The sequence below is a fragment of the Streptosporangium oxazolinicum genome, assembly GCF_039537505.1.
Taxonomy (GTDB): domain Bacteria; phylum Actinomycetota; class Actinomycetes; order Streptosporangiales; family Streptosporangiaceae; genus Streptosporangium; species Streptosporangium oxazolinicum.
In genome coordinates this window covers 595039-620168 of the sequence record NZ_BAABAQ010000001.1, presented here as the reverse complement: position 1 = coordinate 620168, position 25130 = coordinate 595039, and the positions used below count along the sequence as shown (strand labels likewise).

Genomic DNA, 25130 nt, shown 5'->3' with positions numbered 1-25130 from the left:
TGGGCTGATGGGCCTAGGACCTGTTTTGTGGATCTTTCCGCCTACTGCGGTCGCCCAGATGGCACCCCGCCGCGTTGTCGTCGTCGCCCATAACTCCGTTATGAGCTCCTCCTCCGCCTTGCGGGGCATCCATCTGGCCGATCCTCGCTACGGCGAAGATCCACAAAACAGGTCCTAGGACCGACGGCGTACGCGGCGGGTGTCCGTCGCCGCCTAGAGTCGGTTCGTGAGCTCAGAGAGCGAGGACCGGGACGCCGCGCTGCACGCGGTGAGCTCGGCCGTCCTCGCGGTGACCAGGCACCTGTCGGTCCGGGAGGTGCTCCAGGTCATCGTGCGCTCGGCGCGGCGGTTGCTGGACGCCCGCTACGCCGCGCTGGGCGTGCCCGACGACCAGGGGGCGTTCGCCGAGTTCGTCGCCGAGGGCATCTCCGACGAGCAGTGGGACGAGATCGGGCCGACGCCCCGCCAGCACGGCATGCTCGGCGCCATGCTGCGCGAGGGCGCGCCGGTCCGGCTGCCCGACATCCGCAGGGACCCCAGGTTCGAATACTGGCCGCGCGCCCATCCGGTGCTCAAGGACTTCCTCGGGGTGCCGATCCTCGACGGGGACGAGGTGCTCGGCATCATCTTCCTGTCCAACAAGCGGTCCCCCGGAGGCTTCACCGAGGCCGACCAGCGGCTGCTCACCATGTTCGCCGCGCACGCCGCGATCGCCCTCACCAACGCCCGCCTGTACGAGCGGGGCCGGGAGCTCACGCTGGTGGAGGAGCGCACCCGGATGGCCAGGGAGCTGCACGACGCGGTGACCCAGAAGCTGTTCTCGCTGCGCCTCACCGCGCAGGCCGCGGCGTCGCTGGTCGTGGCCGATCCCGCGCGGGCACTGCGGGAGCTCGACCGGGTGGAGCGGCTGGCGGGAGAGGCGCTGGCCGAGTTGCGCGCGGTGATCGTGGAGCTCCGCCCGGCCGAGCTCGACCGGCACGGCCTGGCCGAGACGCTCCGCAAGCACGTCCGCCTGCTCGACCGGCTCCACCCGGCCTCGTTCTCGTTCGAGGAGTCCCCGGTGTGCGAGCTCGAACCCGCGATCGAGGTGGCCGTCCTGCGGGTGGCCCAGGAGGCGCTGCACAACGCCTCCAGGCACTCGGCGGCGCGTGCCGTCGGGGTCCGGCTGGGCTGCGCGGGCGGGCGCGTGGTCCTGGAGGTGAGCGACGACGGGGCCGGGTTCGACGTGACCGTCGCGACGGGGCGGGGGCTGGGCATCGCCTCGATGAGCGACAGGGCGGAGGCCGTCGGCGGGAACGTGCGGGTGAGGTCGGAGCCGGGGAGGGGCACGCTCGTCCGGATGGAGGTGCCCGCGTGATCGGGGACGCGGAGGGGGGCGGCCGTGGTCCGGAGGGGGACGACCGGGTGATCGGGGGCGCGGGGGAGGACGACCGTGGGGCCCGTGGTCCGGAGGAGTCCGCGCGGTCAGCCGTCCGCAGTCCCGGCGGAGGCGACCGGGTGGTCCGCGTCCTGATCGCCGACGACCACCCGGTCGTCAGGCAGGGCCTCCGTACGTTCCTGGACCTCCAGGAAGACCTCGACGTGGTCGGCGAGGCCGCCGACGGCGCCGAGGCGGTCGCCCTGGTGGGGTCTCTCGCCCCCGACGTGCTGCTGCTCGACCTGAAGATGCCGGTCCTCGACGGGCTCGGCGCGCTGCTCCTGCTGGGGGAGCGGGGGCTGTCGCCGAAGGTGCTCGTGCTGACCTCGGTCAGCGACAGGGGCGACGTCGCCCCGGCGATGCGGGCGGGTGCGGCGGGCTTCCTCTACAAGGACGTCGAACCGGCCGCGCTCGTGCAGGCGATCCGGGCGGTGTACGGCGGCCAGGTGCTGCTCGCTCCCGAGGCCGCCGAGGCGATGCTGTCCGGTCCCGGCCCCGTCCAGGCCGCACGGGAGGGCGGGAACGAGGGCAGGCAGGTGGCGCCACTGACCGACCGGGAGCGCGAGGTGCTCGCGCTGATCGCGTCGGGCCGCTCCAACCGGGAGATCGCCAGGCAGCTCGCGGTGGCGGAGAAGACGGTGAAGACCCACGTCTCCAATGTGCTGATGAAGCTGGGTGTGCAGGACAGGACCCAGGCCGCTCTCTACGCGGTGCGGAACGGCCTGGCCTGACGGTGGTGCCCGGTGGGAGGCCGGGACCACTACGGCCCGACGGTGTGATGGTCGCGATCAAGCTGCTCCACCGGCTCGCGGTCGGCACCGTGACCGCGCTGGCCGCCGTCCACCGGGCGGGCATCGTGCACCGCGACTTCAAGCCCAGCAACGTGCTGCTCGGCCCCGACGGACCCCGTGTGATCGACTTCGGCATCGCCAGGGCCCTGGACTCGGCGATGACCGTGACGAGCGGGGTGGTCGGCACCCCCGCCTACATGTCGCCGGAGCAGGTCTCGGGGCATCGCGTCGAGCCCCCGTCCGGGGGCGCCGTGCCGCTCGCCCAAGACCGTCGGCAAGCCGCTCAAGGGCCACGGCGGCAACGTCTACTCCCTGGCGTTCGGCAAGATCGACGGCCGCACCGTACTGGTGTCGGGCAGCACGGACGGCACCGTCCGGCTCTGGGACCCGGCCGAGGGCAGGCCCCTCGGCAAGCCGGTCAAGGCCCACGGGGGCGGGGTCTACTCGGTGGGCTTCATGACCGTCGGTGATCGTACGCTGGCCGTCTCGGCGGGCAGGGACCGTGCCGTCAGGCTCTGGAAGCTCGCCTCCGTCCGGTAGCCCGCCCCCGGGCCCCGGCGTCAGACCAGCTCGGTGATGGCGTGGTGGGCGACCACCCGGGCCCGGCGTACCGCGCGGTCGAGCTCGCGCAGGGCCTCACCGCGTACGGCGATCTGGCCCGAGGTGAGCCCGCGGTCGTCGGCGACGCGGAGCACCACGGCGAGGCGGGCGGCGAGGGCGGCGACCCGGTGGGCCCTGGCGGGATAGCCGGGGGCCAGGCCGTCGTCCACGATCTCCAGCCGCCGGTGACCCTGGGCCGGGCCCTCCACGCCGAGCAGGGCGTCGGTGGCCGCGCGCATCGCGCGGGTCAGCTCGTGCTCGGCCTCGGCGAGGGAGGGCAGGTCGGGGGCCGCGGTACGGGCCTCCAGCACGGTCCAGCGAACCCCGGCGTACGATGACCCGCGGCGGTCATTTACCGGAATCAGGCCGAGGCATCTGTCGGGGAGCACGGCCGTCACCGCCTGCCCGGCCTCGATGGCCGCGGAGTTGAAGGGGGGCGGTCCGGTGAGCCCGAGTGGATCGCCCGCGATGGGGAGGGCCAGTCGCAGCGACTTCATGCCCTCGATCCGCAGGTCGGCGAGGAACCCGCGGAGGGGGAGGTCGCCGGTCTCACCGGCGACGAGTTGGGGGCCTGCCTGCCGTTCCACGCGGTCGGCGGCCTCGTCGAGGCCGACCTGTCCGGCGAGCCAGGCGTTGCCCCAGCAGACCAGGGTTGCCGAGATCGGTGAATCAGGGTGCACCGATCCACGATATGCGCTTGTCCTGCAATAGGTTTTGTTCCAGCGATTCACAAGGAGGAGTAAGGGATGGGCGGTCAGGTGCTTCGGCTACAGGACGTCACCGTCCGCAGGGACGGAGCGGCCCTGCTGCGGGAGATCGACTGGACCGTTCACGAGGACGAGCGGTGGGTCGTCATCGGTCCCAACGGTGCGGGGAAGACGACGCTGCTGCAGGTGGTCGGGGCGATGCTGTTCCCCACCGAGGGCGTCGTCGAGATCCTGGGCGAGCGGCTCGGCCAGAGTGACGTCTTCGAACTGCGGCCCCGCATCGGGCTCGCGAGCGCCGCGCTGGCGGAGAAGGTTCCGGCGGAGGAGAAGGTCATCGACCTGGTGCTCACCGCCTCGTACGCGATCCTCGGCCGCTGGACGGAGGAATACGACTCCCACGACGTCACGCGTGCCGTCGAGCTGATCGACCAGTTTGGTTGCGCCCACCTGATCCGGCGCCGGTTCAACACCCTGTCCGAGGGGGAGCGCAAGCGGGTCCAGATCGCCCGCGCGCTCATGCCCAACCCGGAGCTGCTGCTGCTGGACGAGCCCGCCGCGGGCCTGGACCTGGGCGGGCGCGAGGACCTGGTACGCCGGTTGGCGATGTTCGCGCACGACCCGAAGGCGCCGACCATGGTGCTGGTCACCCACCACGTGGAGGAGGTGCCCAGCGGGTTCACCCACGCGCTGCTGCTCCGGCACGGTTCGGTGGTGGCCCAGGGGCCGATCGACCAGGTGATGACCGCGGAGAACCTCTCGCGCACCTTCAGCGTCCCGCTCACCCTGGAGCGGGGGCGCGACGGTCGCTGGTACGCACGGGCGCACCAGCTCTGAGACGGCCCCGGGCCGGTTCCACCGAGGGCCGGGGGTAAAAGCGGGCCCTCGGCGAGGCGGAGGCTGAGGCTGAGGCCACCGTGCCCAGGGCGCGGGCCGACGCCGAAGCCGGGGGAGGCCGACGTGATCGTCATGCCCTTCCGCGCCGTCCGCGAGGGCGGACCCGGCCCGGAGCCTCTCGCCCGCACTCCTCGAGATCGTCAAGGACACTTCCGTTAGGGACACCCCCGCCACGGATAACCCTCGATCTCCTCCTAGGGCCTCTTTTGTGGATCTTCGCCGTTGCGAGGATCGTCCAGGTGGATGCTCCGCAAGGCGGAGGAGGAGTTCATAACGGAGTTATGGGTGACGACGACAACGCCGCGGGGCGCCGCCTGGGCGACCGCGGTAGGCGAAAAGATCCACAAAACAGGCCCTAGCATCCGGTGAGTGCCGTGCACCTGTCATGGGCGCGAGCCTTACCAGTGAGAGGAAACGCATGACACCGTGGGAGGCGGTCGCGATCTTCGTGGCCGGCATCGGGGCCGGGGCCATCAACGCCGTCGTCGGCTCCGGGTCTCTGATCACGTTCCCGACGATGGTCGCGCTGGGCATGCCGCCGGTCGTCGCCAACGTCTCCAACACCATCGGCCTGGTTCCCGGGTCGCTGACCGGCGTGCTCGGCTACCGGGCGGAGCTGAGGGGGCAGTTCCGGCGGCTGGTCAGGCTGGCGGTGCCCTCGGTGGCCGGCGCGGTGGCCGGTGGGGTGCTCCTGCTCTACCTCCCCTCGGAGACGTTCGACATCGTCGTGCCCGTCCTGATCGGCGTGGCGTGCGTGCTGGTGGTGATCCAGCCGAGGCTGAACAGATGGCTGAGCGCCAGGCGGGAGCGCCCCCACTCGCACGGCGGCCCCTGGCTCTGGGCCGGTGTCCTCGTGTGCGGCGTGTACGGCGGCTACTTCGGCGCGGCCCAGGGCGTGCTGCTCATCGGGCTGATGGGCAGCTTCCTCGACGACGGCCTGCAGCGGATCAACGCGACCAAGAACGTGCTCGCGCTGCTGGTCAACGCGGCCGCCGCGCTGCTGTTCGTCGTGGTCGCGGAGGTCGACTGGCTGGCAGCCCTGATGGTGGCGCTGGGCGCCGCGATCGGCGGTTTCCTCGGCGCGAAGATCGGCAGGAGACTGCCCGCCCCGGTGCTGCGCTGGTTCATCGTCTGCATCGGAATAGTGGCGATAGTCAAACTGGTGTACGGGTGAACCTGCCCGCTACCGGGTACCTATATGGGTATGAAAGGTGACAAAGTCGAGGTTGTCATCGACGCAGGAGACAGTTCCCGTACCTACGAGGTCAGCGCCACCAGGGCGGGGCGCCGCGTTGAGGTGGCCAACGCCCGAGGTGGCGTTGTCGAGGTGAGCGAGGTCACCCGGAGCGGAACGGCCGTGCGCACCGCCCGCTTCATGTCCAGCCGTATCCTCGCCCTGGTCGAACACCCGGCCAACGGCAAGCCGGCGTAAATCGGGCCGGTTCTCGTCACGCCCGGGTGGGACGCATCCGTCACGCCTGGGCGGGGCGTGGGGGCAACGTCGGACGGGCGGACACGGCCTGCGGGGAGGTCCCCGCAGGGTCCGGTCACGTCCGCGCGGACCGGACGGACACGGCCCGCTCGCGGCTCACCCCGCGGGGAGGTCCCCGCGGGGCTCCGTCATGCCCGCGTCATGCCCGTCATGCCCGCGTCATGTCTGCGCGGGACGGACCTGGAGCACCCCGTCGCGGCGGACCCGGGTCTCGAAGGACGGCTGGGGCGCGGTGGCCGGGCCGTGCACGACGGCTCCGTCGGAGAGCCTGAAGGTGCTCCCGTGCCACGGGCAGACCACGCAGGCGGTCCCCTCCTCCGAGATCAGGCGTCCCTGGTGCAGCGGACCGGCCAGGTGGGCGCACTGGTCGGCGAGCACCGTGACGTTGACGCCGACGCGCAGCACGAACAGGTCGATGTAACCGAGCCTTCTCGTCACCGGGCGCCCGTCCGGCAGGTCGCCGATCTCGCACAGGTCGTGCCAGCCCAGCGGGACCAGGTGGGTGACGGACTCGGCGTGGTTGGCCCCGGCCGCCTGCCGGTAGGCCAGGTGGCCGCCGAGGTAGCCGCCCAGGCTCGCGGCGCCCAGCCCGGCGAACGACAGCGTCCGTCCGGTCCGGTCGCGCCCGGCCATCCGGAACACCAGCGAACCGGTGTAGAGCCCGAGGGCGGCCAGGTTGGCGATCGCGTGCACGAACCCCACCCGCTGCTGCTCGCGGTGGAGCGCGGACCAGTCGGTGACGCCCGCCGCCATCGCGGGCATCGCGGTGACGAGACCACCGGCGACCAGCACCCGCGACGCCCGGGGATCGGTGCGGGTCATGTCGAGGACGGCCGTCGCCGCCCAGAGACCCAAACTGAGGTTGGCGAGCGGTGGATGGAGCGGTTTGCCGATCGGCACCCCGTGGAGCAGGTCACGCAGTGGTCCGGGACCGATCCGCCGGCGTACGGCCTTGGCGAGCACGCGGATCGGTCTGTCGGCCCTGGGCGAGCGCTCGATCCGATCGGTGAACTCGACCCCGGGCACCAGACGTCTGAAGGTCCGGCGCCCTGTTTTGACGGTTTCCTTCACCATCGCCCCCTTCTCGACCATAGGGACCTACCCGAGAACGGCGTTATGCACGCGCCAAATGCCCTCGGCTGACGGAGAGGGCGATGATTTCGGTGGCGTAGGCGCCCAGTGTCGCCGACCCCTCCTCGATGATCTTCACCTTCTCCAGCACCTGCTCGGCCGTCACCTTGTACAGCGACCAGGTGCCGCCCTCGTTGTGGTGGTTCGCCATGATGGGCGCGATCCGGTCGAGGGCCTTGGCGAACCTGGCCTCCGGTGTTTTGCGCTCCTCGAACTCGTCCCAGAGCTCGCGCAACCGCGCGGCCTGGTCACAGGGGAGCAGTCCGAAGATCCGGTCGGCGGCCTTGCGCTCGATGCCCAGCTGGGCCTCGACGGCCGAGGCGTCGTAGATGAACGTGTCTCCCGCGTCGATCTCGACGATGTCGTGGACGAGCAGCATCGCGACGACCCTGTCGAGGTCGGTGCCCGGTGGTGCGTGCTCGGCCAAGACCATCGCCAGCATGCCCACGTACCAGGAGTGCTCGGCGTCGTTCTCGCGCCGCGACCCGTCCATGAGGGTGTTGCGGCGGACGATGCGTCTGAGCTTGTCGATCTCCATGGCGAAGGTGAGCTGAGCGTGCAGACGGTCCTGTGCTGGAGGGGTGGTCACGCGCGCAAGCCTAATGCGCGCCGATCCCGCTTTTCCGAGCGATCATGGGATCACGCCCGGCCGGGGGTGACGGGAACCCCGTTGAACACGGCGTTTCCCGAGGGTACGTCCACGGCGGAATCGTCCGGCCGTTCTCATCGGCGCTTCCGAGTTCGGCGAGTGAAGGTGGGTGAACTCGTCATGGCCGCCGCTCCGGGACAGGGGGAGGCCCCGGAGCGCGAACTCCGGGGCCTCCCGTTGACGCGGGCCGGGGGTTCACGCGGCCTGTTGACCTCTGCCGGGGAAGGGGAGTTCGTCCGGCTCAAGGAGCTCGGAGAGCTCGGGGAGCGGGACGGTGGTGAGGCGGACGTCCGGTTCCCGCTCCGCCCGCAGGCTCACCCAGTCGGCCCGTCCGTAGAGCCGGTCGAGACCCACCGGGGGGCCGGGAACCTCGTCCCCCCGGATGATCTCGACCGTGAGCAGGTTCCCCCACCTGCGGTGCCGGGAGACCACGGCGTCGCGGGCGTAGCACGCCGACGCGATCTCGGCGGAGAAGGCGTCGAAGTCCTCGGCGCAGGTTCCGGCCCTGGCGAGGACGAGAGCCTTCTCCCCGGCGGCGGAGGGGGTGATCCACAGGATCAGCGGCAACCGGCCGGAACGGGTGTGCATCCCGGTCTCCGCGCACGTCCTCTGGATGCGGTGCCGGGAGACCAGGCACCACACGTGTGCGATCACCCAGCTTCTCCCGAAGCCGGAGGCGGCGGGAACGCCGACGGCGCAGACCAGAACGAGAAACGGCCACCAGTCGCCCTCCTTGAGTGAGAGGACCACGGTGACCGTCAGGAGCGAGGCGGTGGCGAGCAGGATGACCTCCGTCCGCCAGCGCCACAGCCGGACGAGGAGACCCGCCCGGCTGGGGGGCCTGCCGCCGAATCGGCCGTGACGGCCGTAGCGGTCGTGGTGGTCGCCGCGGGGGTCACGCCGCGACATCGCCGCCCACCCCCTTGTCGCGGACGGGCGCCAGGGCGAGGGCGGGAGCGGCGGTCCGCTCGGCCTTGAGGAGGTCGAACCGGGGCTCGCGGTAGTGCCTGGTCCCGAAACCGGTCCTGGTCACGTTCCAGCCGAGCCGATAGGCCCACTCGTCCTGGTCCATGCAGAGCTCTCGGTCGGTCACATAGATCAGGTCGAGGATGAAGGTCTTGATTCCGTGGGTTCTGTTGGTACGGTGGAAGGACATAGGAGACTCCCTTCGTGGCTTTGACGCGGAGTTCTTGTGCCAACCGGGCCGGTGGCCGCCGGCCCGGTGTTTTTTGCGCCTGATCGGGGCGCCTTCTTGTGACGCGTGCGACTCTGGGTCGTCGCCGACCGGTTCCCGTGCTCCCCCTGCTGGCCTCCCCGCGTCAACTCCGCTTCGTCAGAGACGGCGCCGTTGCCGAACGGCCACGCGTCCGTCCCACGCCGCGCGGCTCACGAAGGTCCTCGAAGACGCCCTCCGGATGATCACCGGTGGCTCCCCCGATCTTTCGGGAACCTTCCTGTTCTGATAGTCGCTCAGCATAGATTTGGCTGCAAGACTTGCCGTAAGGAAAAAAGCAATAAACTTCCACAGATGCACTGCAATCATCCGTGTAATTTGCACTATCATTCGTCAGGTTCCTGTTGAGGCCGTGACACCCGCCCGCCCGTCATGGTGAGGAGGTCGTGATGCCGCAGCGTGGCAGTCCAGCGCTCCGCCGACGCCGGCTGGGTCTGGAGTTGCGCAGGCTTCGCGAAAGCCTGGACCTGACCGGCGACGAGGTGTCCAGCCGCCTGGAGTGGTCGACGGCCAAGGTGAGCCGCATCGAGACCGCCAGGACGTTGGCCAAAGAGGCCGACGTCGAGGCGCTCATCGAGCTTTACGGGGTCGACGAACCCCTCCGGGGGATCCTGGTCGCGCTACGGCACGACGCCGCCCGGAAAGGGTGGTGGGAGAGATATCGCAATTCCGTACCCGATGAGTACATCACTCTGATCGGAACGGAGGCGGAGGCCACCAAGGCGCGAAACTGGGAACCCCAGATCGTGCCGGGTCTTCTCCAGACGGAGGATTACGTCCTGGGCGTTCTCCATGCGAGCCAGGACGCCAGCAGGCTTCCGCCGAGCTGGATTCAGGACCGGGTCGAGATACGGATGGCGCGGCAACGCACACTGCTGCACGTGCCCGATCCGCTGGCCCATGTGAGCGTGCTCCACGAATCCGTGCTGAAGAACCAGTACGGTGACGCCCGCGTCATGCGGGACCAGCTCGTGCACCTGATCGAGGTCTCGGAGCTGGAGCACGTGGAGATGAGGATCCTTCCCCAGGACGTTCCGCCGCCGGTGTCCACCGGCGCGTTCCTGCACCTTGAGTTTTCCGACTTTCCCGATGTCGTTTACGAGGAATCTCTCCGCGGCGGACAGTTCGTCGAGGATGCGGAAATCGTCTACACGTATGAACGTGCCTTCGGACACCTGGTGGAATGCGCCCTCGACGAGGTGGCGTCGCAGGAACTGATCAAAAAAACAATCAAGTACTGGAACAGGTAGCGGCGGGCAGCCGCCCGCCGGTATTCCGTCGGTTCCGGGAATCCTTGGGAAGTTTTCGGAAAATGATAAACGCGAATAATCACAATGATGTGATCTGGAAGAAGAGCGCCCTGAGCGCCGCCAGTGGCAACTGTGTCGAGGTGGCCAGGCTGACCGGGGGGCGTGTGGGAGTCCGTGACAGCAAGGACCTGTCCGGCCCCGTTCTCACCTTTGCTCCCGGCGCCTGGAACTCCTTCGTCGGGGGGGTGAAGGACGGGGAGTTCGACATGTAGCGAGAAGCGGCCCTGGCACTCACGCAAGAGAACAAGAGCCGCCCCGCTGTGCTTATCGCGTTTTCACGCTTCTGCCCACCGGATGGATTGACGGCCCGCCGGTCGAGCAGGGGAAAATCATCGCACACCAGGAGACCGTGCAGGATACGGTGTCCTATCTAGCCATGCCTAATACCTTGCAACTTCTTCATCACGCCTTCATCCTTAAGGTGCCTTATGGTCTCTTATGGGAGAAGGGGTGAGTTGTGTCTGATATTGACCCATCCGGAGTGATCTGGCGGAAAAGCCAGCAGAGCGGAACCAACGGCAACTGTGTCGAGGTGGCTCACCTGTCCGGGCGGGGATTCGCGGTCAGGGACAGCAAGGACAGGGGCGGACCGGTGCTGGTCTTCGGCGGGCCCGGGTGGATCGCGTTCGTCGCGGCGGTGAAGGGCGGAGACTTCGATCTCTGAGTGGCCGTCCTTCCAGGACCGGGGGCCTGCCCAACGGCGGGACAGCCCCCTTTCGTGTTCTCCGGGGACGGACGGTTTCTCCGGGGACAGACGGGGACGGCTCTTCGGGAACGGACAGGAAAGCCGTACGGCCCGCGTCTCGGGGAGACACGAGCCGTACGAGGAGAGGTGACGTGACTACTCGGCGGTGACGCCGAGGCCCTGGGCGACGCCCTGGCCGAGATCCTTGTGGACGTTCGTCCAGTACTCGACGACGCGCTTCTTCGTCTCGGCGGTGACCTCCGGGGCGGAGGCGTGGCCGACGACGTTGCTCACCAGGTGGGAGCGGTCGGTCTCGGACAGGACGTTCTCCCACAGGGCGCGGGGCTGGACGAAGTCGTCGTCCTCGCGGTGCAGGGTGTAGGCGGAGCGGATGATCTCACCGGTCACCTGGTACTGCTCGCCCGCGTACAGCGCCGGGTCGGCCACGGGACCGCCGACGGTGTTGGGGGCGTAGACCGGGTCGCCCGGGTTGTTGAAGCGCATGTGGCCGTCCTTGTTGTAGCTGTGGACGGGAGCCTTCGGCGCGTTGATCGGCAACTGCTGGTAGTTGACGCCGATGCGGTAGCGGTGGGCGTCCGGGTAGGAGAACAGCCGGCCCTGGAGCATCTTGTCCGGGGACGGGCCGATGCCGGGCACCAGGTTCGCCGGCTCGAAGCTCGACTGCTCGACCTCGGCGAAGTAGTTCGCCGGGTTGCGGTTCAGCACGAACCTGCCGATCGTGATCTCGGGGTAGTCGGCGTGCGGCCACACCTTGGTCAGGTCGAACGGGTTGAACCGGTAGTCGGCGGCGGCCTCGAACGGCATGATCTGGACGTTCACCGTCCAGGACGGGTGGTTCCCGCTCGCGATCGCGGTGTGCAGGTCGCGGATGTGGAAGTCGGCGTCCTGCGCGATGACCGCGCCGGCCTCGGAGTCGGTGAAGTTCTTGATGCCCTGCTCGGTCCTGAAGTGGTACTTGACCCAGAACTTCTCGCCGCCGGCGTTGTACCACAGGAAGGTGTGCGAGCCGAAGCCGTGCATGTGGCGCCAGGACGCCGGGGTGCCGCGGTCGGTCATCAGGAACGTCACCTGGTGGGCGCTCTCCGGCGAGAGCGTCCAGAAGTCCCACTGCATGTCGTGGTCGCGCAGGTTGGTGTCGGCGCGGCGCTTCTGGCTGTGGATGAAGTCGGAGAACTTCTGCGGGTCGCGGATGAAGAAGATGGGCGTGTTGTTGCCGACGAGGTCGTAGTTGCCCTCCTCGGTGTAGAACTTCAGCGCGAAGCCGCGCGGGTCGCGCTGGGTGTCGGGGCTGCCGAGCTCACCGGCGACCGAGGAGAAGCGGATGAAGAGCGGGGTCTCCTTGCCCTTGGCGAACAGGCCCGCCTTGGTGAACTGGCTGACGTCCTCGGTGATCTGGAGGATGCCGTGCGCGCCGCCACCCTTGGCGTGGACCACCCGCTCGGGCACGCGCTCCCGGTTGAAGTGGGCCATCTTCTGGATCAGGTAGTGGTCCTGCAGCAGCAGGGGCCCGTTCGGGCCCACGGACTGGGAGTGCTCGTCACTCGGCGCGGAGATTCCGGCGTCGGTGGTGGTGGTGGGCCTGGTGCTCATAGAGAGGTTCCTCCGGGGTTCTCTTCATCGAGTGTCTTCGGAACGACAGCCGGGGCACACGCCCCAAAAAATCACATCCGCCTCGTCGAGCAGGTATCCGGCGTCGGAGACCGGGTCGAGACAGGGGGCGTGGCCGACGGCGCAGTCCACGTCGGTGACCTTCCCGCATCGGCGGCAGACGAGATGGTGGTGGTTGTCATTGATGCGCGTCTCGTACCGGGCGGGACTGCCCGCGGGTTCTATCCGCCGGAGGAGCCCGACCCTGTGCAGCGCGTGCAGGGAGTCGTAGACGGCTTGCAGGGAGACCTGGCCGACCCGATCCCGCACGCCGTGATAGACGGCGTCCACGTCGAGGTGGTCGCCCTCCCGCACGGTCCGCATGATCGCCAGCCGGGCCGCGGTCACCCGCAGGCCCGCCTGCCGTAGCCGGTCCTCGTCCTCCATGACCACACCGTACGACTCAAATCTGAATGATTCAAGTTAGCGAGCAGTTCCAGCTTGGAGGAAACAAATCTGGTGGGGCGAGTTCTGACACAGGCGATGGATGAAGTGGCATCCTCGGATACCGATGGACACGTACATAGTTCGCCGCCTCGCCCTGGCCGCCACGGTCACCGCCTCAGCCGTGCTTCTCGCGGCCTGCTCCGCGGCCGAGTCGGCCGCTCCGGAACCGACCCCCGACGTCGTGGAGAAGCCCACCGAACCGGCCGAGGCCACCCCCACGCCCGAGCGCAGACCGTACACCATCTCCTTCGGCGGAGACGTGCACTTCGAGGGCGTGTTGCGAACCCGGCTGAACGCCGACCCGACGACCGCGCTCGGCCCGATCGCCAAGGTGCTCAAGCGCTCTGACCTGGCGATGGTCAACCTGGAGACCGCGATCACCACCGGTGGCACCCCCGCTCCCGGCAAGCAGTTCACCTTCCGGGCCCCGGCGGCGGCGCTCACCGCGCTGAAGGCGTCCGGGGTTGATGTCGCCTCCCTGGCGAACAACCACGGCATGGACTACATGCAGAGCGGGCTGAAGGACTCCCTCGCCGCCATCAAACGTTCCAAATTCCCCGTCGTGGGCGTGGGCAGGAACGAGGCCGAGGCGTACAAGCCGTGGCGGACGACCGTGAACGGCAACCGCGTCGCCATCATCGGCGCGACCCAGGTGCTGGACGCGGAGTTCATCCAGGCGTGGACGGCCTCCGGCGACCAGGGCGGCCTCGCCTCGGCCAAGGACGAGGAGCGGCTGATCCAGGAGGTGCGCAGGGCGCGCAAGAACTCCGACACCGTGATCGTCCACCTGCACTGGGGGACCGAGCTGCAGAAGTGCCCCAACGAGGCACAGCGCGGCCTGGCGCCCCGGCTGGTCGAGGCCGGGGCGGACGTCGTCGTCGGCGGCCACGCGCACATCCTGCTCGGCGCCGGATACCTGAAGAACAGCTACGTCAGCTACGGCCTGGGCAACTTCGTCTTCTACAACTGGGGCCCGGACACCGGCAGGACCGGCGTGCTCACCCTGACGATCAACGGCCGCAGGGTGCTCAAGGACCAGTGGACCCCGGCCACCATCCAGGGCGGGGTGCCGGTCCCGATCACCGGGACCGGGCGGCAGCAGGCCATCGAGGGCTGGAAGGCACTGCGCGACTGCACCGGCCTGACCGCCAGGCCCACCCGGTCCGGGTAGCCCCGCCCGTCGCCGGGACTCCGTGAACGCGGAGGGCGGGACCGGCCACGCGCTCCCGCGGAACCTCCCCGGTGCTCCCGTGTCGCCCCCCTGACGCCCTCGCGGTCCCGCGGACCTCCCTGACGTCTCCGCGACCTCCCTGACGCCCCCGTGTCGCCTCGTCGGCGCTCACGCCGCCTCTCCGGTGCTCCCGCGTCGCCTCGCCGGGTTCGTCTGGCGTCGCCTGAGTTCGTCTGGGGTCGTATGGCTCACCGAGGGTGGAGAAATCTCGCGATTGATGAATAAACGCTGACCCCGGCGTGTCAGAGGGGCAAGATGGTGTGGTGTCCACCATGTCCTGCGAGGAGTCCGGAGAGGCTCCACTGCGGCGTCAACCCACCCAACGACGGAGCGCGCGACGTGTCGAGCGGATGCTCGACGCGTGTGCCGACCTGCTGGACGAGATCGGCTACGACGCGCTCTCCACCACGAGGATCGCCGAGCGCGCGGGGGTCGCGATCGGTTCGGTCTACCAGTTCTTCCCCGACAAGCGGGCCCTCACCCAGGCGGTGATCCGGCGCCACGTGGAGGGGTTCGTCTCCCGGATCGGCCGGCGCTTCCTCTCGGAGGACTACAAGGGCTGGTGGGAGGCGGTCGACGCGATCATCGACGAGTACGTGGAGATGCACAGGACCGTGCCGGGTTTCCGGTCCCTGCACTTCGGCGACGTGGTCGACCTCAACCTGCTCGACCCCGGGTCCGACAACAACACGGTGATCGCCGGACGGTTGCGCGGCCTCCTCCTTCAGGAGTACGGGCTGGCCGACAGCGAGGAGTTCGACCTGGCCATCCTCGTCGCGGTGGAGGCCGGGGACGCCGTGCTCAAGCTGGCCTTCCGGCGCGATCCGAACGGTGCCCCGGAGATCGTGGCCGAGGCCAAGCGCCTCATCCGCGGCTACCTGAACCGTCAGTTCGCCGGCGTCTCGGCCTGAGGCCGTCCCGGGGGCCGAGCCGTCGGCTCGTCCGGGTCTCGGTCCGAGGCGTTCGTCCGGGTCCCGGCCGAGACGCCCCGGGGCTGAATCGTCGGTTCGTCCGGGCTTTGGCCTGAGGCGTCCCGGGGGCCGAGCCGTCAGTTCGCCCGTGTCTCGGTCTCCCGTGTCTCGGTCTGGGGAGAACCGGGAGGGAAACCCTCGCCGGGGGAGGCGCCGGTGCCCTCCGGGGGCCTCTCGACGTCGATCGCGTCCGGCGCGGTGGACCCGTACGCCTCCCGCACCTCCCCCTCCTGATGCCGCCTGCCCCGGCGTTCGAGCTGGGACCACCGCTCCGGGGGAGCGGCCTCGCCGACCATCCCGGCCCCGGGGCGCCCCTGCGCCGTCAGCCGCTGCTCGGCGGGCTCCCGTACGTCCTGCCGCGGCGCTCCCGGCCCCCGCGTGTCCGGCGCGCGCGCGTCCCGTTCCCGGGCGTCCTGTGCCCGCGGGACGTGTCTCTGGACGACGTGTCTCCGCGCGCGCAGCCGCTTCTCGCGCGGCCGTTCCGCGTTCGCCACCGGTACGGGCACGACCGCCTCGGGTCCGGACGACCGCGTCCCCGGCTCGTCGCGGGACCTTTCGGGGGGATCGCAGGGCTCGCCGTCGGACGCGATGACCGGCTGGAGCCGCCGGTCCCGGTAGGTTCGTTCGACTTTCCTGATCCGGGCGGCGAGCCTCTCGTCACGGATCCGGTTCTCCAGGGTGACCAGTTCCCGGTGGGCCTGCCCGAGCGCCTCCATCTTGACCGACAGGTATCCGGCGGACCCCGGAACGATCACCGAGAAGGCCAGGAGGAGCATCAACGTGAACGATGTCTGCTTGGACATGCCCATCGCGGCTCCTCCCCGTGACACTCTCCTCCGGCAGGACTCGTTGCTCATATGCCCGTTTTGCTGGGGAAAAACGCGCAGCGTAGTCGTTCGTTTGCCTAAGGTAACGTGGCCAATACCTGCCGTTGGCCGTACGCGGTTGAGCGTCGCTCGGTACTCTCGCGATGTGGCGCATGTGACACGTGAGCAACTTGATCGATTGCTTGAGCAGGCACTTCTGGCCGATGATCACGAAGACCTGGCCCGGCGACTCGAAGCCCTGGTCGAGGCGTACGCGTCCGGCGACATATCACGGGCGGCGATCCTCGTGCTCGCCGCCGAGGAGTGGCGGCAGGCCGGACAGCCGGCTCGGGCCTTCGACTGCTTCCAGCGGGCGATGGACGACGGCGGCGAGGTGAGCGTCGATCCCCGGGCCGGGATCGCCGACACCCTCTTCGAGCTCGAACGACCGGACGAGGCGAGGGAGGTGATCGCGGCGATCCGCGCCGTCGGTGACGTCACCGCGGCCACCGCCCTCACGGTCGCCGAGACCCTCGTCGCCTACGGCGACCTGGGGGAGGCCCATCAGTGGGCCACCGAGGGGGCGCACCGGGCGGTGGAGGGCAGCGGCGAGCACATCGCCCTGCTCAGAACCCGCTACCGGATCCGCGTCGACCTCGGCCTCCCCGAGGACGAGCTCGACGCCCTCCTGGACACCTCGCACTGACGGCTCCCCCGGGCCCCGCCGACCTGACACGCGGCGGGGGAGGGCCGTGCCCCGTGAGGCGCTGCCCTCCCCCGCGACGGTTCGGCGGTGGGTCGGCCACCGGTCCTCGGACCGGTGGCCGGCCCACCGCCTCCTACTTCGCGTTTACTCCGCGTTGAGGTTCGGGAGCGTTCCCTCCAGCGCGGGAAGGGCGGGAACCGCCGCGCTGCCCTCCATCGTGGTACCGCTCGCGGCGGCTTCCGTCGTGGCTCCGCTCGCGGTGCCCTCCGTCGTGACTCCGCTCACGGTGCTTTCCATCGTGGCTCCGCCGGTCGCGGGAGCGTCCGGCAGCGCGGGGGCCTCCGGGCGTACGGGGGCAGGCTGCTCCACCGCGGGCATGTCCGCGGGGGGCATGTCGGCGGAGGGCACGCTGGCGGCGGGCATCTCGGCCGGGGGCAGGTTCTCGGTGCCGGTCTCCGCCGGGGCGGGAGCCGACACCGGGGGCACGGGCTCGTCAGCCGGTGCGACCGGTGCGACCGCCGCCGCCGGTGCGTCCGGTGCGCCCGGCACGGCCGGGGCCTCGACGAGCTCGCCGGGCGCCGGGGGTGCCGGGGCCCGCAGCCAGCTGATGCCGTCGCTGGGAGCGCCCGGCGCGCCCGGCAGGCCGGGCAGGTCCGGCGCCTCGGCCATGACGCTCACCCACGAGTTCGTCCACTCCTGAGAGGGAAGGCTCGACAGCCCGAAGGGCAGGGCGTGGAAGCCGGTGCCCGCCGCGACGCCCCCGGCGTCGGCGAAGCTGACCACGGCGGAGGGCTGGGAGAGCTCGGGCAGGCCGGTGACGCGTGCGAGCCGGTCCGCGGTCACGGACGTCTCGCCGACGTTCGCGGCCACCGGTGCCCCGGCGCCGTCCACGAGCACCGGCGCCTCCGCGCCGCTCGCCGTCGCGGGCGGTGCCGCGTCGCTCACCGTCGCGGGCAGCGTCGCGCCACTCGCCGCCGCGGGCGTTTCCACGCCGCTCACCGTCGCGGGCAGTGTCGTGCCGCTCGCCGCCGTCTGCGCCTCACCGGTGCTCGCGGCCGGCGGCGTCATGGCGCCGTCCGTGACCGGCGGCGTCTCGGCGCCGTTCGCGGCCTGCGCTCCCTCGGGAGTCGCGGGAGTCGCGGGGGTCGCGGCGGTCCCGGCGGCCCCGGTCTCCTCGCACGCGGGCTCCACCGGTCCCGGCGCCCCCAGCGCCCCCGCCGTGGCGCTCGGCTCCTGGCAGGGCACGACCTGCGCCGACGCCGGAGAGACCATCGTCAAGCCGGCGCCGACCGTGAGCACCGCCATCGCGAGGACTCCCCGGATGTTCCGTGATGAGTTCGACATGCGCATCCCCCTGTTGCGTTCGGTAATCCGATGAAAACCGAAAGTAACAGGGGGGTCTCGTCCAGGAGCGCGCTTGGCTCAATGGTGGTCAAGCCATTACCGGGCCCGTCCGGTCGCGGTCAGGCCCGCACCGGGCCGATGACCAGGGAGTCGCTCGTCTCGTCGAGGTCGACCAGCACCTCGTCGCCGTCCTGGACCTCGCCGGAGAGCACCTCCTTGGCCAGCTTGTCGCCGATCGCGGACTGGACGAGGCGGCGGAGCGGACGCGCGCCGTACAGCGGGTCGTAGCCCGTCAGCGCCAGCCAGTCGCGTGCCACCGGGGTCACGGTCAGCGTGAGCCGCCGGTCCGCCAGGCGCCTGGCCAGGTGGGCCACCTGCAGGTCCACGATCCTGGACAGCTCCTCCGTGCCGAGCGCGTCGAACTGGATCACGTCGTCGAGCCGGTTGAGGAACTCCGGCTTGAACGCGTTCCTGACCGCGGCCATCACGGCGGTCCGCTGGGCCTCCTTCTCCATGCCCGGGTCCACGAGGAACTGCGAGCCGATGTTGGAGGTGAGGATCAGGATCACGTTGCGGAAGTCGACCGTCCGGCCCTGCCCGTCGGTGAGCCGCCCGTCGTCGAGCACCTGGAGCAGGATGTCGAAGACCTCCGGGTGGGCCTTCTCGACCTCGTCCAGCAGCACCACGCCGTAGGGCCTGCGCCGGACGGCCTCGGTGAGCTGGCCGCCCTCCTCGTAGCCCACGTAGCCGGGAGGGGCGCCCACCAGGCGCGCGACGCTGTGCTTCTCGCCGTACTCGCTCATGTCGATGCGGACCATCGCCCGCTCGTCGTCGAACAGGAAGTCCGCAAGCGCCTTGGCCAGCTCCGTCTTGCCGACACCCGTCGGGCCGAGGAACAGGAAGCTGCCGGTCGGCCGGTCCGGGTCGGAGATGCCCGCCCGCGCCCGCCGTACGGCGTCGGAGACCGCCTGGACCGCCTGCCGCTGGCCGATCAGCCGCCTGCCGAGCTCCTCCTCCATGCGGAGCAGCTTGGCGGTCTCGCCCTCGAGCAGCCGGCCCGCGGGGATGCCGGTCCACGAGGAGATCACCTGGGCGATGTCGTCGGAGCCGACCTCCTCCTTGACCATGGGGTCCTCGGGCTGGGCGGCCTTACTGGCCTCGGCGAGCTCGGCCTCCAGCTTGGGCACCTCGGCGTACATCAGCCGCGAGGCGGCCTCGAAGTCGCCGTCGCGCTGCGCGCGCTCGGCGGCGCCGCGCACCTCGTCGATCTGCTTCTTCAGGTCGCCGACCCGGTTGAGCCCCGCCTTCTCCTGCTCCCAGCGGCCGACCAGGGCGTTGAGGTCCTCCTGGCGGTCGGCGAGCTCCCCGCGGAGCCGCTCCAGCCGCTGCAGGCTGCTCTCGTCGGTCTCCTTGGCGAGCGCCAGCTCCTCCATCTTCATCCGGTCGACGTTCCGCTGGAGCTGGTCGATCTCCACCGGGCGGGAGTCGATCTCCATGCGGAGCCGGGAGGCCGCCTCGTCGACGAGGTCGATCGCCTTGTCGGGCAGGAAGCGGGAGGTGATGTAGCGGTCGGAGAGCGCGGCGGCGGCCACGAGCGCGCCGTCGGAGATCTGGACCTGGTGGTGGGCCTCGTAGCGGCCCTTGAGCCCGCGCAGGATGGCGATGGTGTCCTCGACGGTGGGCTCGCCCACGTAGACCTGCTGGAAGCGCCGCTCCAGCGCGGGGTCCTTCTCGATGCGCTCGCGGTACTCGTCCAGCGTGGTCGCGCCGATCATCCGCAGCTCGCCGCGGGCCAGCATGGGCTTGAGCATGTTGCCCGCGTCCATCGCGCCCTCGGCGGCACCCGCGCCGACCATGGTGTGCAGCTCGTCGATGAAGGTGACGACCTGGCCGTCACTCTCCTTGATCTCCCCGAGCACCGCCTTGAGGCGCTCCTCGAACTCGCCTCGGTACTTGGCGCCGGCGACCATCGCGCTGAGGTCGAGCGCGATCAGGCGCTTGTCGCGCAGGCTGGAGGGGACGTCGCCCGCGACGATCCGCTGGGCCAGCCCCTCCACCACGGCGGTCTTGCCGACGCCGGGCTCGCCGATGAGCACCGGGTTGTTCTTGGTACGGCGGCTGAGCACCTGGATGACGCGCCGGATCTCCGAGTCGCGGCCGATCACCGGGTCGAGCTTGCCCGCCCTGGCCCGCTCGGTCAGGTCGATCCCGTACTTCTCCAGCGCCTGGTAGGTGTCCTCCGGCGTCTCGCTGGTCACCCTGGCGTGCCCGCGCACCTTCTCGAAGGCGTCGAGCAGCGCGTTCGGGCTCGCGCCGTTCGCCTTGAGCAGCGTGGCGACGGGTCCGCCGTCGGTGGCGAGACCGACCAGCAGGTGCTCGGTCGAGACGTAGTCGTCCTCAAGCCCGCGGGCCCGCTGGGCCGCGGTGTTCATCGCGGTGAGCAGCTGCCGGGAGCTCGACGGGGCGCTGACCGTGGAGCCCTGCGCCTTCGGCAGGGCCGCGAGCTGCTTCTCGGCCTCGACCCTCAGCTGCTTCCAGTCGGCGCCCACCGCTTCGAGCAGGGGCACGGCGGTGCCGCCGGTCTGGGTGAGCAGCGCGGTGAACAGGTGGGCCGGGGCGACCTCGGGATTGCCTTCGGCGGCCGCCCGCCTGATGGCGGAGGAGACCGCCGCCTGGCTCTTCTGGGTGAGCTTGTAGTCCATGCTTGTCAGGCCTCACTCGAAAGTGCTGTGTTCGATGGCGACGCCGGCCCGGCGCGTCCTCACGGAGCCCTGTGCGGCCGCGGCGTGTTCTCACGGCCCGGTCACAGGCGCGTCCCCAAGGCGTGGGACGGAGTCTCGTCTCAGGCGGGGGGCAGCTGGTACTGGATGAGCGCGCGGATCATGTTCATCTCCGCGCGCAGGCGGTGGTTCTCGTCACGCAGGCGCAGGGCCTCCGTTTCGAGGACCAGGATTCGCTTGATGCCCGCGAGGTTGATGCCCTCCTCCTGGGAGAGCCGCTGGACCTCGCGGAGCATCACGATGTCGCGGGTGGAGTACAGGCGTCCGCGTCCCGCCGTACGGCCCGGACTGACCAGGCCGAGACGGTCGTACTGGCGCAGGGTCTGCGGATGCAGACCCGACAGCTGGGCGGCCACCGAGATCACGTAGACGGGTGTGTCGTCCGACAGATCGAAGTAGTTGGCTTCCATGGCTACTCGCTTCTGGCCTGTTCGATCAGGTCCGCCCGCGGGTCACCACCCGAGGTGGCGTCGCGGAACTCCTCAAGGGCGCCCCTCGCCTTGTCCTCCAGTTGCTGCGGCACCAGGACCTCGATCGTGGCGAGCAGGTCGCCCTTGGTGCCGTCCTTGCGCGCCACACCCCTGCCGCGCACCCGGAAGGTGCGGCCGTTCGGGGTGCCCTCGGGGATGCGCAGCGTGACCGGCAGCCCCTTCAGGATCGGCACCTTGATCTCGGCGCCCAGCGCGGCCTCGGTGAAGGTCACCGGGACGGTGACCGTCAGGTTCTCTCCCGTCCTGCCGAACACGGCGTGCGGCTTGACGTGGATCTGGACGTAGAGGTCACCGGCGGGACCGCCGTTCTCGCCGGGCGCGCCCTTGGCCTTGAGCTTGATCCGCTGGTTGTCGCCGACCCCCGCCGGGATGCGGGCCTGGATCGTGCGGGTGCTCTTGCCCCGCCCGCTCCCGTCGCACACCGGGCACGGGTCGTCCACCAGCAGGCCCCGGCCCTTGCAGTCGCGGCACGGTTCGGAGAAGGCGAAGTTGCCGAGGTTGCGGCTCGCCGCCCCGGTGCCCTCGCAGGTCGGGCAGACCCTCGGGGTGGTCCCGGCCTTGGCGCCGGTGCCTCCGCATCCGGTGCACGCGGAGGAGCTGGTCAGGCGGAGGGACACCGTGGTGCCCTCCACCGCCTCGGAGAAGGAGAGCGAGACCTCGGACTCGATGTCCTGGCCGCGCCGCGCCCTGGTCGCCGTCCCCCCGGGGCGGCTCGTGCCGCCCCGGTTGAAGAGCCCGCCGAAGATGTCGCCGATGCGCTCTCCGGTGCCGCTCTGCTGCTGGCCGGTCCCCCCGAACAGGTCTCCCAGGTCGAACGGGAAACCGCCCGAGCGCGGAGCCCCCGCGCCCCCGGCGTAGCCGCCGAGGCCCGATCCGAACAGCGTCCGCGCCTCGTCGTACTCCTTGCGGCGCTTGGTGTCGGAAAGGATGTCGTACGCCTCCGAGACCTCCTTGAACTTGGCGGTGCTCTCGGAGGCCTTCGAGCTGCCGGGGTTGGCGTCCGGGTGATACTGCCTGGCCAGCTTCCGGTACGCCTTCTTGATCTCATCGGCCGTAGCGGTCTTGGGCACACCAAGGACGGCGTAGTAGTCCTTCTCCAGGTAGTCCTTGGTGCTCATCTACGTTCCTTCTCAGAGATCAGATGTGGGGGTGTCAGTTGTCGTCCGCGGCGGGCTCTTCTGGCTCCGCGACCGCGACGCGCGCGGGGCGGAGCACTCGCTCGCCGATCCGGTAACCGGGCTGCAGGATCTCCACGCAGGTCGGCTCTGTGACGTCGGGGGAGTAGCTGTGCAGCAGGGCCTCGTGCACCGTCGGGTCGAACGGCTCACCCTTGGCGCCGAAGGTGCTCAGCCCCAGCTTCCCGGTGGCCGCCTCCAGCGACTCGCTCACCTTGGCGAAACCGCCGGTCAGCTCCCCGTGGTCGCGGGCCCGGCCGATGTCGTCGAGGACCGGCAGCAACTCGGCCAGCACGCCGGCCACCGCCTGCTCCTTGACCGCCACGCGGTCCCGCTCGACCCGCTTGCGATAGTTGGAATACTCGGCCTGAAGGCGCTGCAGGTCCGCGGTGCGCTCGGCGAGCTGGGTGGCCAGCTCGATCGAGGCCAGGTCGGACGCCAGGGAGGACGACGTGTCGGCCGCCTGCTCCTTGTCGTTCTGGCCGGTGGTCTCGGCCTGCTTCGCCTCGCGTACCTGCCCCGTCTCCGGGTCTATCTTCCGGTTGTCGCGGATCACCGGCTCCTCCTCGGAACCGTTCTCGCGCGTGCTCACGCTGGTGCTCCCCTCGGCTTTCCGACCGTCACTTGGCGCCGTTGTCGCGCTTCGGCTCGTCGTCCACGATCTCGGCCTCGACCACGTCGTCGTCGGCCTTCTGCCCGTCGGTGGCGTCCGCGCCGGGAGCGCCGGCACCGGCCGGGGCCTCGGAGCCCTGCGCCTGGGCGTAGATGGCGGACCCCATCTTCTGGCTGACCGTGGCGAGCTTCTCCGCGGAGGTGCGGATCACGGACGAGTCGGTGCCCTCCAGAGCCTTCTTCAGCTCGGCGACGGCCTCGTTGACCTCGGTCTTGATGTCGTCGGGGACCTTCTCGGCGTTCTCCCCGAGGAACTTCTCGGTCTGGTAGACGAGGGAGTCGGCGTTGTTGCGGACCTCGGCCTCCTCACGACGCTTCTTGTCCTCCTCGGCGTAGGACTCGGCCTCGCGCATCATGCGCTCGATGTCGTCCTTCGGCAGCGCGGAGCCGCCGGTGATCGTCATCGTCTGCTCCTTGCCGGTGCCGAGGTCCTTGGCGGAGACGTTGACGATGCCGTTGGCGTCGATGTCGAAGGTGACCTCGATCTGCGGGATGCCGCGCGGCGCCGGGGCGATGCCGGTCAGCTCGAAGGTGGCCAGCTTCTTGTTGTACGCGGCGATCTCGCGCTCGCCCTGGTAGACCTGGATCTGCACCGACGGCTGGTTGTCCTCGGCCGTGGTGAAGACCTCGGAGCGCTTGGTCGGGATCGTGGTGTTGCGCTCGATGATCTTGGTGAAGATCCCGCCCTTGGTCTCGATGCCCAGGCTCAGCGGGGTCACGTCGAGCAGCAGGACGTCCTTGACCTCGCCCTTGAGCACACCGGCCTGGAGGGCGGCGCCGATGGCCACGACCTCGTCCGGGTTGACGCCCTTGTTGGGCTCCTGGCCCGCGGTCAGCTCCTTGACGAGCTCGGCCACGGCGGGCATGCGGGTCGAGCCGCCGACGAGCACCACGTGGGCGATGTCGGAGACCTTGATCCCGGCGTCCTTGACGACCTGGTTGAACGGGCCCTTGCACCGCTCGAGGAGATCGGCGGTGATCCGCTGGAACTCGGCGCGGGTGAGCTTCTCCTCCAGGTGGAGGGGACCCTCGGCCGAGGCGGTGATGTAGGGGAGGTTGATGGAGGTCTCCGACTGGCTGGAGAGCTCGATCTTGGCCTTCTCCGCGGCCTCGCGCAGACGCTGCAGGGCCATCTTGTCCTTGGTCAGGTCGACGCCGTGCGCGTTCTTGAACCGGTTGGCCAGCTCGTCCACGACGCGCTGGTCCCAGTCGTCGCCACCGAGGTGGTTGTCGCCGCTGGTGGCCTTGACCTCGACGAAGCCGTGGCCGTCCTCCTGGCCGACGTCGAGCAGGGACACGTCGAAGGTGCCGCCGCCGAGGTCGAAGACGAGGATGGTCTCGTCCTTCTCCTTGTCCAGGCCGTACGCCAGCGCGGCCGCGGTGGGCTCGTTGATGATGCGCAGCACGTTCAGACCGGCGATGGTGCCGGCTTCCTGGGTGGCCTGGCGCTGGGCGTCGTTGAAGTAGGCGGGAACGGTGATCACCGCGTCGGTGATCTTCTCGCCCAGGTAGGCTTCGGCGTCCTGCTTCAGCTTCTGCAGGACGAACGCGCTGATCTGCTGCGGGTTGGACTTCTTGCCGTCGATCTCGACGGACCAGTTGGTGCCCATCTCGCGCTTGACCGAGCGGATCGTCCGGTCGACGTTGGTGACGGCCTGCCGCTTGGCGACCTCTCCGACGAGGACCTCGCCGTTCTTCGCGAACGCGACCACGGACGGCGTGGTCCGCGAACCCTGAGCGTTGGCGATGACGGTGGGCTCACCGCCCTCAAGAATCGAGACGACGGAGTTGGTCGTCCCCAGGTCGATACCTACCGCACGTGCCATGAGTACGTCCTTGTAGTCAAAGTTGAGTCGATGAGACTCATAGTGGAACCTCGTGTGACGTTTGTCAAACGACTTGAGTCTACTGGGCTCAACCCTCGGCCGC

At 69.9% G+C, this 25130-nt stretch carries 25 protein-coding genes and 2 pseudogenes; 13 read left to right on the top strand and 14 right to left on the bottom strand.

The window, feature by feature from the left end; translation table 11 throughout:
• The first annotated feature begins 226 nt into the window (after positions 1 to 226).
• The 4 genes and pseudogenes from ABD817_RS02945 (at position 227) to ABD817_RS02930 (ending at position 2748) form a co-directional block, all read left to right on the top strand.
• A complete protein-coding gene (locus ABD817_RS02945; protein WP_344914661.1) occupies positions 227 to 1357 on the top strand; it encodes a GAF domain-containing sensor histidine kinase in 1131 nt (376 codons plus the stop codon).
• A gap of 140 nt (positions 1358 to 1497) precedes the next feature.
• Positions 1498 to 2148, top strand: a complete 651-nt coding sequence (locus ABD817_RS02940; protein WP_344915596.1) for a response regulator — start codon at positions 1498 to 1500, stop codon at positions 2146 to 2148.
• A gap of 47 nt (positions 2149 to 2195) precedes the next feature.
• A pseudogene (locus ABD817_RS02935) lies at positions 2196 to 2426 on the top strand (protein kinase domain-containing protein); the annotation flags it as partial.
• Positions 2427 to 2430: 4 nt separating this feature from the next.
• Positions 2431 to 2748 (top strand): WD40 repeat domain-containing protein, encoded by a 318-nt coding sequence (locus ABD817_RS02930; protein ID WP_344915593.1) that lies wholly within the window; start codon positions 2431 to 2433, stop codon positions 2746 to 2748.
• A 20-nt stretch (positions 2749 to 2768) separates the two neighbouring features.
• Here ABD817_RS02930 and ABD817_RS02925 read toward each other — a convergent pair whose 3' ends face one another.
• Positions 2769 to 3488 carry a hypothetical protein gene (locus ABD817_RS02925; protein WP_344914659.1) on the bottom strand — a complete coding sequence of 240 codons (720 nt, stop codon included), beginning with the start codon at positions 3486 to 3488 and terminating at the stop codon, positions 2769 to 2771.
• A gap of 66 nt (positions 3489 to 3554) precedes the next feature.
• Between ABD817_RS02925 and ABD817_RS02920 the strand changes: the two genes are divergently transcribed.
• The 3 genes from ABD817_RS02920 (at position 3555) to ABD817_RS02910 (ending at position 5841) form a co-directional block, all read left to right on the top strand.
• A complete protein-coding gene (locus tag ABD817_RS02920; RefSeq protein ID WP_344914657.1) occupies positions 3555 to 4349 on the top strand; it encodes an ABC transporter ATP-binding protein in 795 nt (264 codons plus the stop codon).
• Between the two features lie 478 nt (positions 4350 to 4827).
• The gene (locus ABD817_RS02915) at positions 4828 to 5583 is read left to right on the top strand and encodes a sulfite exporter TauE/SafE family protein (RefSeq protein ID WP_344914655.1); all 756 of its coding nucleotides are present in this window, start codon (positions 4828 to 4830) and stop codon (positions 5581 to 5583) included.
• A gap of 30 nt (positions 5584 to 5613) precedes the next feature.
• A complete protein-coding gene (locus ABD817_RS02910; protein WP_344914653.1) occupies positions 5614 to 5841 on the top strand; it encodes a hypothetical protein in 228 nt (75 codons plus the stop codon).
• A gap of 219 nt (positions 5842 to 6060) precedes the next feature.
• Here the strand turns inward: ABD817_RS02910 and ABD817_RS02905 are convergent, their stop codons facing one another.
• The 4 genes from ABD817_RS02905 to ABD817_RS02890 form a co-directional block, all read right to left on the bottom strand.
• Positions 6061 to 6975, bottom strand: a complete 915-nt coding sequence (locus ABD817_RS02905; RefSeq protein ID WP_344914651.1) for a Rieske (2Fe-2S) protein — start codon at positions 6973 to 6975, stop codon at positions 6061 to 6063.
• Between the two features lie 40 nt (positions 6976 to 7015).
• On the bottom strand, positions 7016 to 7570 hold the full coding sequence (locus tag ABD817_RS02900; RefSeq protein ID WP_344915591.1) for an HD domain-containing protein: 555 nt from the start codon (positions 7568 to 7570) through the stop codon (positions 7016 to 7018).
• 306 nt (positions 7571 to 7876) lie between these two features.
• Complete coding sequence (locus ABD817_RS02895) at positions 7877 to 8590, bottom strand: hypothetical protein (protein WP_344914650.1); 714 nt, start codon at positions 8588 to 8590, stop codon at positions 7877 to 7879.
• Positions 8577 to 8837 (bottom strand): hypothetical protein, encoded by a 261-nt coding sequence (locus ABD817_RS02890; protein ID WP_344914648.1) that lies wholly within the window; start codon positions 8835 to 8837, stop codon positions 8577 to 8579. Before ABD817_RS02890 ends, ABD817_RS02895 begins: the two co-directional genes overlap by 14 nt.
• A 467-nt stretch (positions 8838 to 9304) precedes the next feature.
• On the opposite strand from ABD817_RS02890, the gene ABD817_RS02885 reads away from it, so the two are divergent.
• The 3 genes from ABD817_RS02885 (at position 9305) to ABD817_RS02875 (ending at position 10889) form a co-directional block, all read left to right on the top strand.
• Positions 9305 to 10165, top strand: a complete 861-nt coding sequence (locus tag ABD817_RS02885; RefSeq protein ID WP_344914646.1) for a helix-turn-helix domain-containing protein — start codon at positions 9305 to 9307, stop codon at positions 10163 to 10165.
• Positions 10166 to 10254: 89 nt separating this feature from the next.
• On the top strand, positions 10255 to 10437 hold the full coding sequence (locus ABD817_RS02880; RefSeq protein WP_344914644.1) for a DUF397 domain-containing protein: 183 nt from the start codon (positions 10255 to 10257) through the stop codon (positions 10435 to 10437).
• Positions 10438 to 10682: 245 nt separating this feature from the next.
• Positions 10683 to 10889 carry a DUF397 domain-containing protein gene (locus tag ABD817_RS02875; RefSeq protein ID WP_344914642.1) on the top strand — a complete coding sequence of 69 codons (207 nt, stop codon included), beginning with the start codon at positions 10683 to 10685 and terminating at the stop codon, positions 10887 to 10889.
• 177 nt (positions 10890 to 11066) lie between these two features.
• Here the strand turns inward: ABD817_RS02875 and ABD817_RS02870 are convergent, their stop codons facing one another.
• Positions 11067 to 12521, bottom strand: a complete 1455-nt coding sequence (locus ABD817_RS02870) for a catalase (protein ID WP_344914640.1) — start codon at positions 12519 to 12521, stop codon at positions 11067 to 11069.
• Positions 12522 to 12545: 24 nt separating this feature from the next.
• Positions 12546 to 12965, bottom strand: a complete 420-nt coding sequence (locus ABD817_RS02865; protein WP_344914638.1) for a Fur family transcriptional regulator — start codon at positions 12963 to 12965, stop codon at positions 12546 to 12548.
• Between the two features lie 124 nt (positions 12966 to 13089).
• Here ABD817_RS02865 and ABD817_RS02860 point away from each other — a divergent pair, with 124 nt between their 5' ends.
• Complete coding sequence (locus ABD817_RS02860) at positions 13090 to 14196, top strand: CapA family protein (RefSeq protein ID WP_344914636.1); 1107 nt, start codon at positions 13090 to 13092, stop codon at positions 14194 to 14196.
• 332 nt (positions 14197 to 14528) lie between these two features.
• Positions 14529 to 15167, top strand: coding sequence for a TetR/AcrR family transcriptional regulator (locus ABD817_RS02855; RefSeq protein ID WP_344915589.1), 639 nt, complete (start codon positions 14529 to 14531; stop codon positions 15165 to 15167).
• A 137-nt stretch (positions 15168 to 15304) separates the two neighbouring features.
• Here ABD817_RS02855 and ABD817_RS02850 read toward each other — a convergent pair whose 3' ends face one another.
• Positions 15305 to 16030 (bottom strand): hypothetical protein, encoded by a 726-nt coding sequence (locus ABD817_RS02850; protein ID WP_344914634.1) that lies wholly within the window; start codon positions 16028 to 16030, stop codon positions 15305 to 15307.
• A 169-nt stretch (positions 16031 to 16199) separates the two neighbouring features.
• Here ABD817_RS02850 and ABD817_RS02845 point away from each other — a divergent pair, with 169 nt between their 5' ends.
• On the top strand, positions 16200 to 16739 hold the full coding sequence (locus ABD817_RS02845; RefSeq protein WP_344914632.1) for a hypothetical protein: 540 nt from the start codon (positions 16200 to 16202) through the stop codon (positions 16737 to 16739).
• Positions 16740 to 16883: 144 nt separating this feature from the next.
• Here the strand turns inward: ABD817_RS02845 and ABD817_RS02840 are convergent, their stop codons facing one another.
• The 6 genes and pseudogenes from ABD817_RS02840 to dnaK all read right to left on the bottom strand — a co-directional run bounded on the left by ABD817_RS02840 (position 16884) and on the right by dnaK (position 25027).
• On the bottom strand, positions 16884 to 18083 hold the full coding sequence (locus tag ABD817_RS02840) for a hypothetical protein (protein WP_344914630.1): 1200 nt from the start codon (positions 18081 to 18083) through the stop codon (positions 16884 to 16886).
• Positions 18084 to 18202: 119 nt separating this feature from the next.
• Positions 18203 to 20785: an ATP-dependent chaperone ClpB gene (gene clpB, locus ABD817_RS02835; RefSeq protein ID WP_344914629.1), complete on the bottom strand. Its 2583-nt coding sequence runs from the start codon at positions 20783 to 20785 to the stop codon at positions 18203 to 18205.
• Positions 20786 to 21020: 235 nt separating this feature from the next.
• A pseudogene (locus tag ABD817_RS02830) lies at positions 21021 to 21273 on the bottom strand (heat shock protein transcriptional repressor HspR); the annotation flags it as partial.
• A 2-nt stretch (positions 21274 to 21275) separates the two neighbouring features.
• Positions 21276 to 22472: a molecular chaperone DnaJ gene (gene dnaJ, locus ABD817_RS02825; protein ID WP_344914628.1), complete on the bottom strand. Its 1197-nt coding sequence runs from the start codon at positions 22470 to 22472 to the stop codon at positions 21276 to 21278.
• A gap of 34 nt (positions 22473 to 22506) precedes the next feature.
• On the bottom strand, positions 22507 to 23121 hold the full coding sequence (gene grpE / locus ABD817_RS02820) for a nucleotide exchange factor GrpE (protein WP_344914627.1): 615 nt from the start codon (positions 23119 to 23121) through the stop codon (positions 22507 to 22509).
• Positions 23122 to 23149: 28 nt separating this feature from the next.
• A complete protein-coding gene (gene dnaK / locus ABD817_RS02815; protein ID WP_344914626.1) occupies positions 23150 to 25027 on the bottom strand; it encodes a molecular chaperone DnaK in 1878 nt (625 codons plus the stop codon).
• Positions 25028 to 25130 lie beyond the last annotated feature (103 nt).

Excerpts from the sequence above, each read along its gene's own strand:
- ABD817_RS02920 (WP_344914657.1), top strand. The coding sequence starts at position 3,555 with ATGGGCGGTCAGGTGCTTCGGCTACAGGACGTCACCGTCCGCAGGGAC.
- ABD817_RS02915 (WP_344914655.1), top strand. The coding sequence starts at position 4,828 with ATGACACCGTGGGAGGCGGTCGCGATCTTCGTGGCCGGCATCGGGGCC.
- ABD817_RS02910 (WP_344914653.1), top strand. The coding sequence starts at position 5,614 with ATGAAAGGTGACAAAGTCGAGGTTGTCATCGACGCAGGAGACAGTTCC.
- ABD817_RS02905 (WP_344914651.1), bottom strand. The coding sequence starts at position 6,975 with ATGGTGAAGGAAACCGTCAAAACAGGGCGCCGGACCTTCAGACGTCTG.
- ABD817_RS02900 (WP_344915591.1), bottom strand. The coding sequence starts at position 7,570 with ATGGAGATCGACAAGCTCAGACGCATCGTCCGCCGCAACACCCTCATG.
- ABD817_RS02895 (WP_344914650.1), bottom strand. The coding sequence starts at position 8,590 with ATGTCGCGGCGTGACCCCCGCGGCGACCACCACGACCGCTACGGCCGT.
- ABD817_RS02890 (WP_344914648.1), bottom strand. The coding sequence starts at position 8,837 with ATGTCCTTCCACCGTACCAACAGAACCCACGGAATCAAGACCTTCATC.
- ABD817_RS02885 (WP_344914646.1), top strand. The coding sequence starts at position 9,305 with ATGCCGCAGCGTGGCAGTCCAGCGCTCCGCCGACGCCGGCTGGGTCTG.
- ABD817_RS02870 (WP_344914640.1), bottom strand. The coding sequence starts at position 12,521 with ATGAGCACCAGGCCCACCACCACCACCGACGCCGGAATCTCCGCGCCG.
- ABD817_RS02865 (WP_344914638.1), bottom strand. The coding sequence starts at position 12,965 with ATGGAGGACGAGGACCGGCTACGGCAGGCGGGCCTGCGGGTGACCGCG.
- ABD817_RS02860 (WP_344914636.1), top strand. The coding sequence starts at position 13,090 with ATGGACACGTACATAGTTCGCCGCCTCGCCCTGGCCGCCACGGTCACC.
- ABD817_RS02855 (WP_344915589.1), top strand. The coding sequence starts at position 14,529 with ATGTCCTGCGAGGAGTCCGGAGAGGCTCCACTGCGGCGTCAACCCACC.
- ABD817_RS02850 (WP_344914634.1), bottom strand. The coding sequence starts at position 16,030 with ATGTCCAAGCAGACATCGTTCACGTTGATGCTCCTCCTGGCCTTCTCG.
- ABD817_RS02840 (WP_344914630.1), bottom strand. The coding sequence starts at position 18,083 with ATGTCGAACTCATCACGGAACATCCGGGGAGTCCTCGCGATGGCGGTG.
- clpB (WP_344914629.1), bottom strand. The coding sequence starts at position 20,785 with ATGGACTACAAGCTCACCCAGAAGAGCCAGGCGGCGGTCTCCTCCGCC.
- dnaJ (WP_344914628.1), bottom strand. The coding sequence starts at position 22,472 with ATGAGCACCAAGGACTACCTGGAGAAGGACTACTACGCCGTCCTTGGT.
- dnaK (WP_344914626.1), bottom strand. The coding sequence starts at position 25,027 with ATGGCACGTGCGGTAGGTATCGACCTGGGGACGACCAACTCCGTCGTC.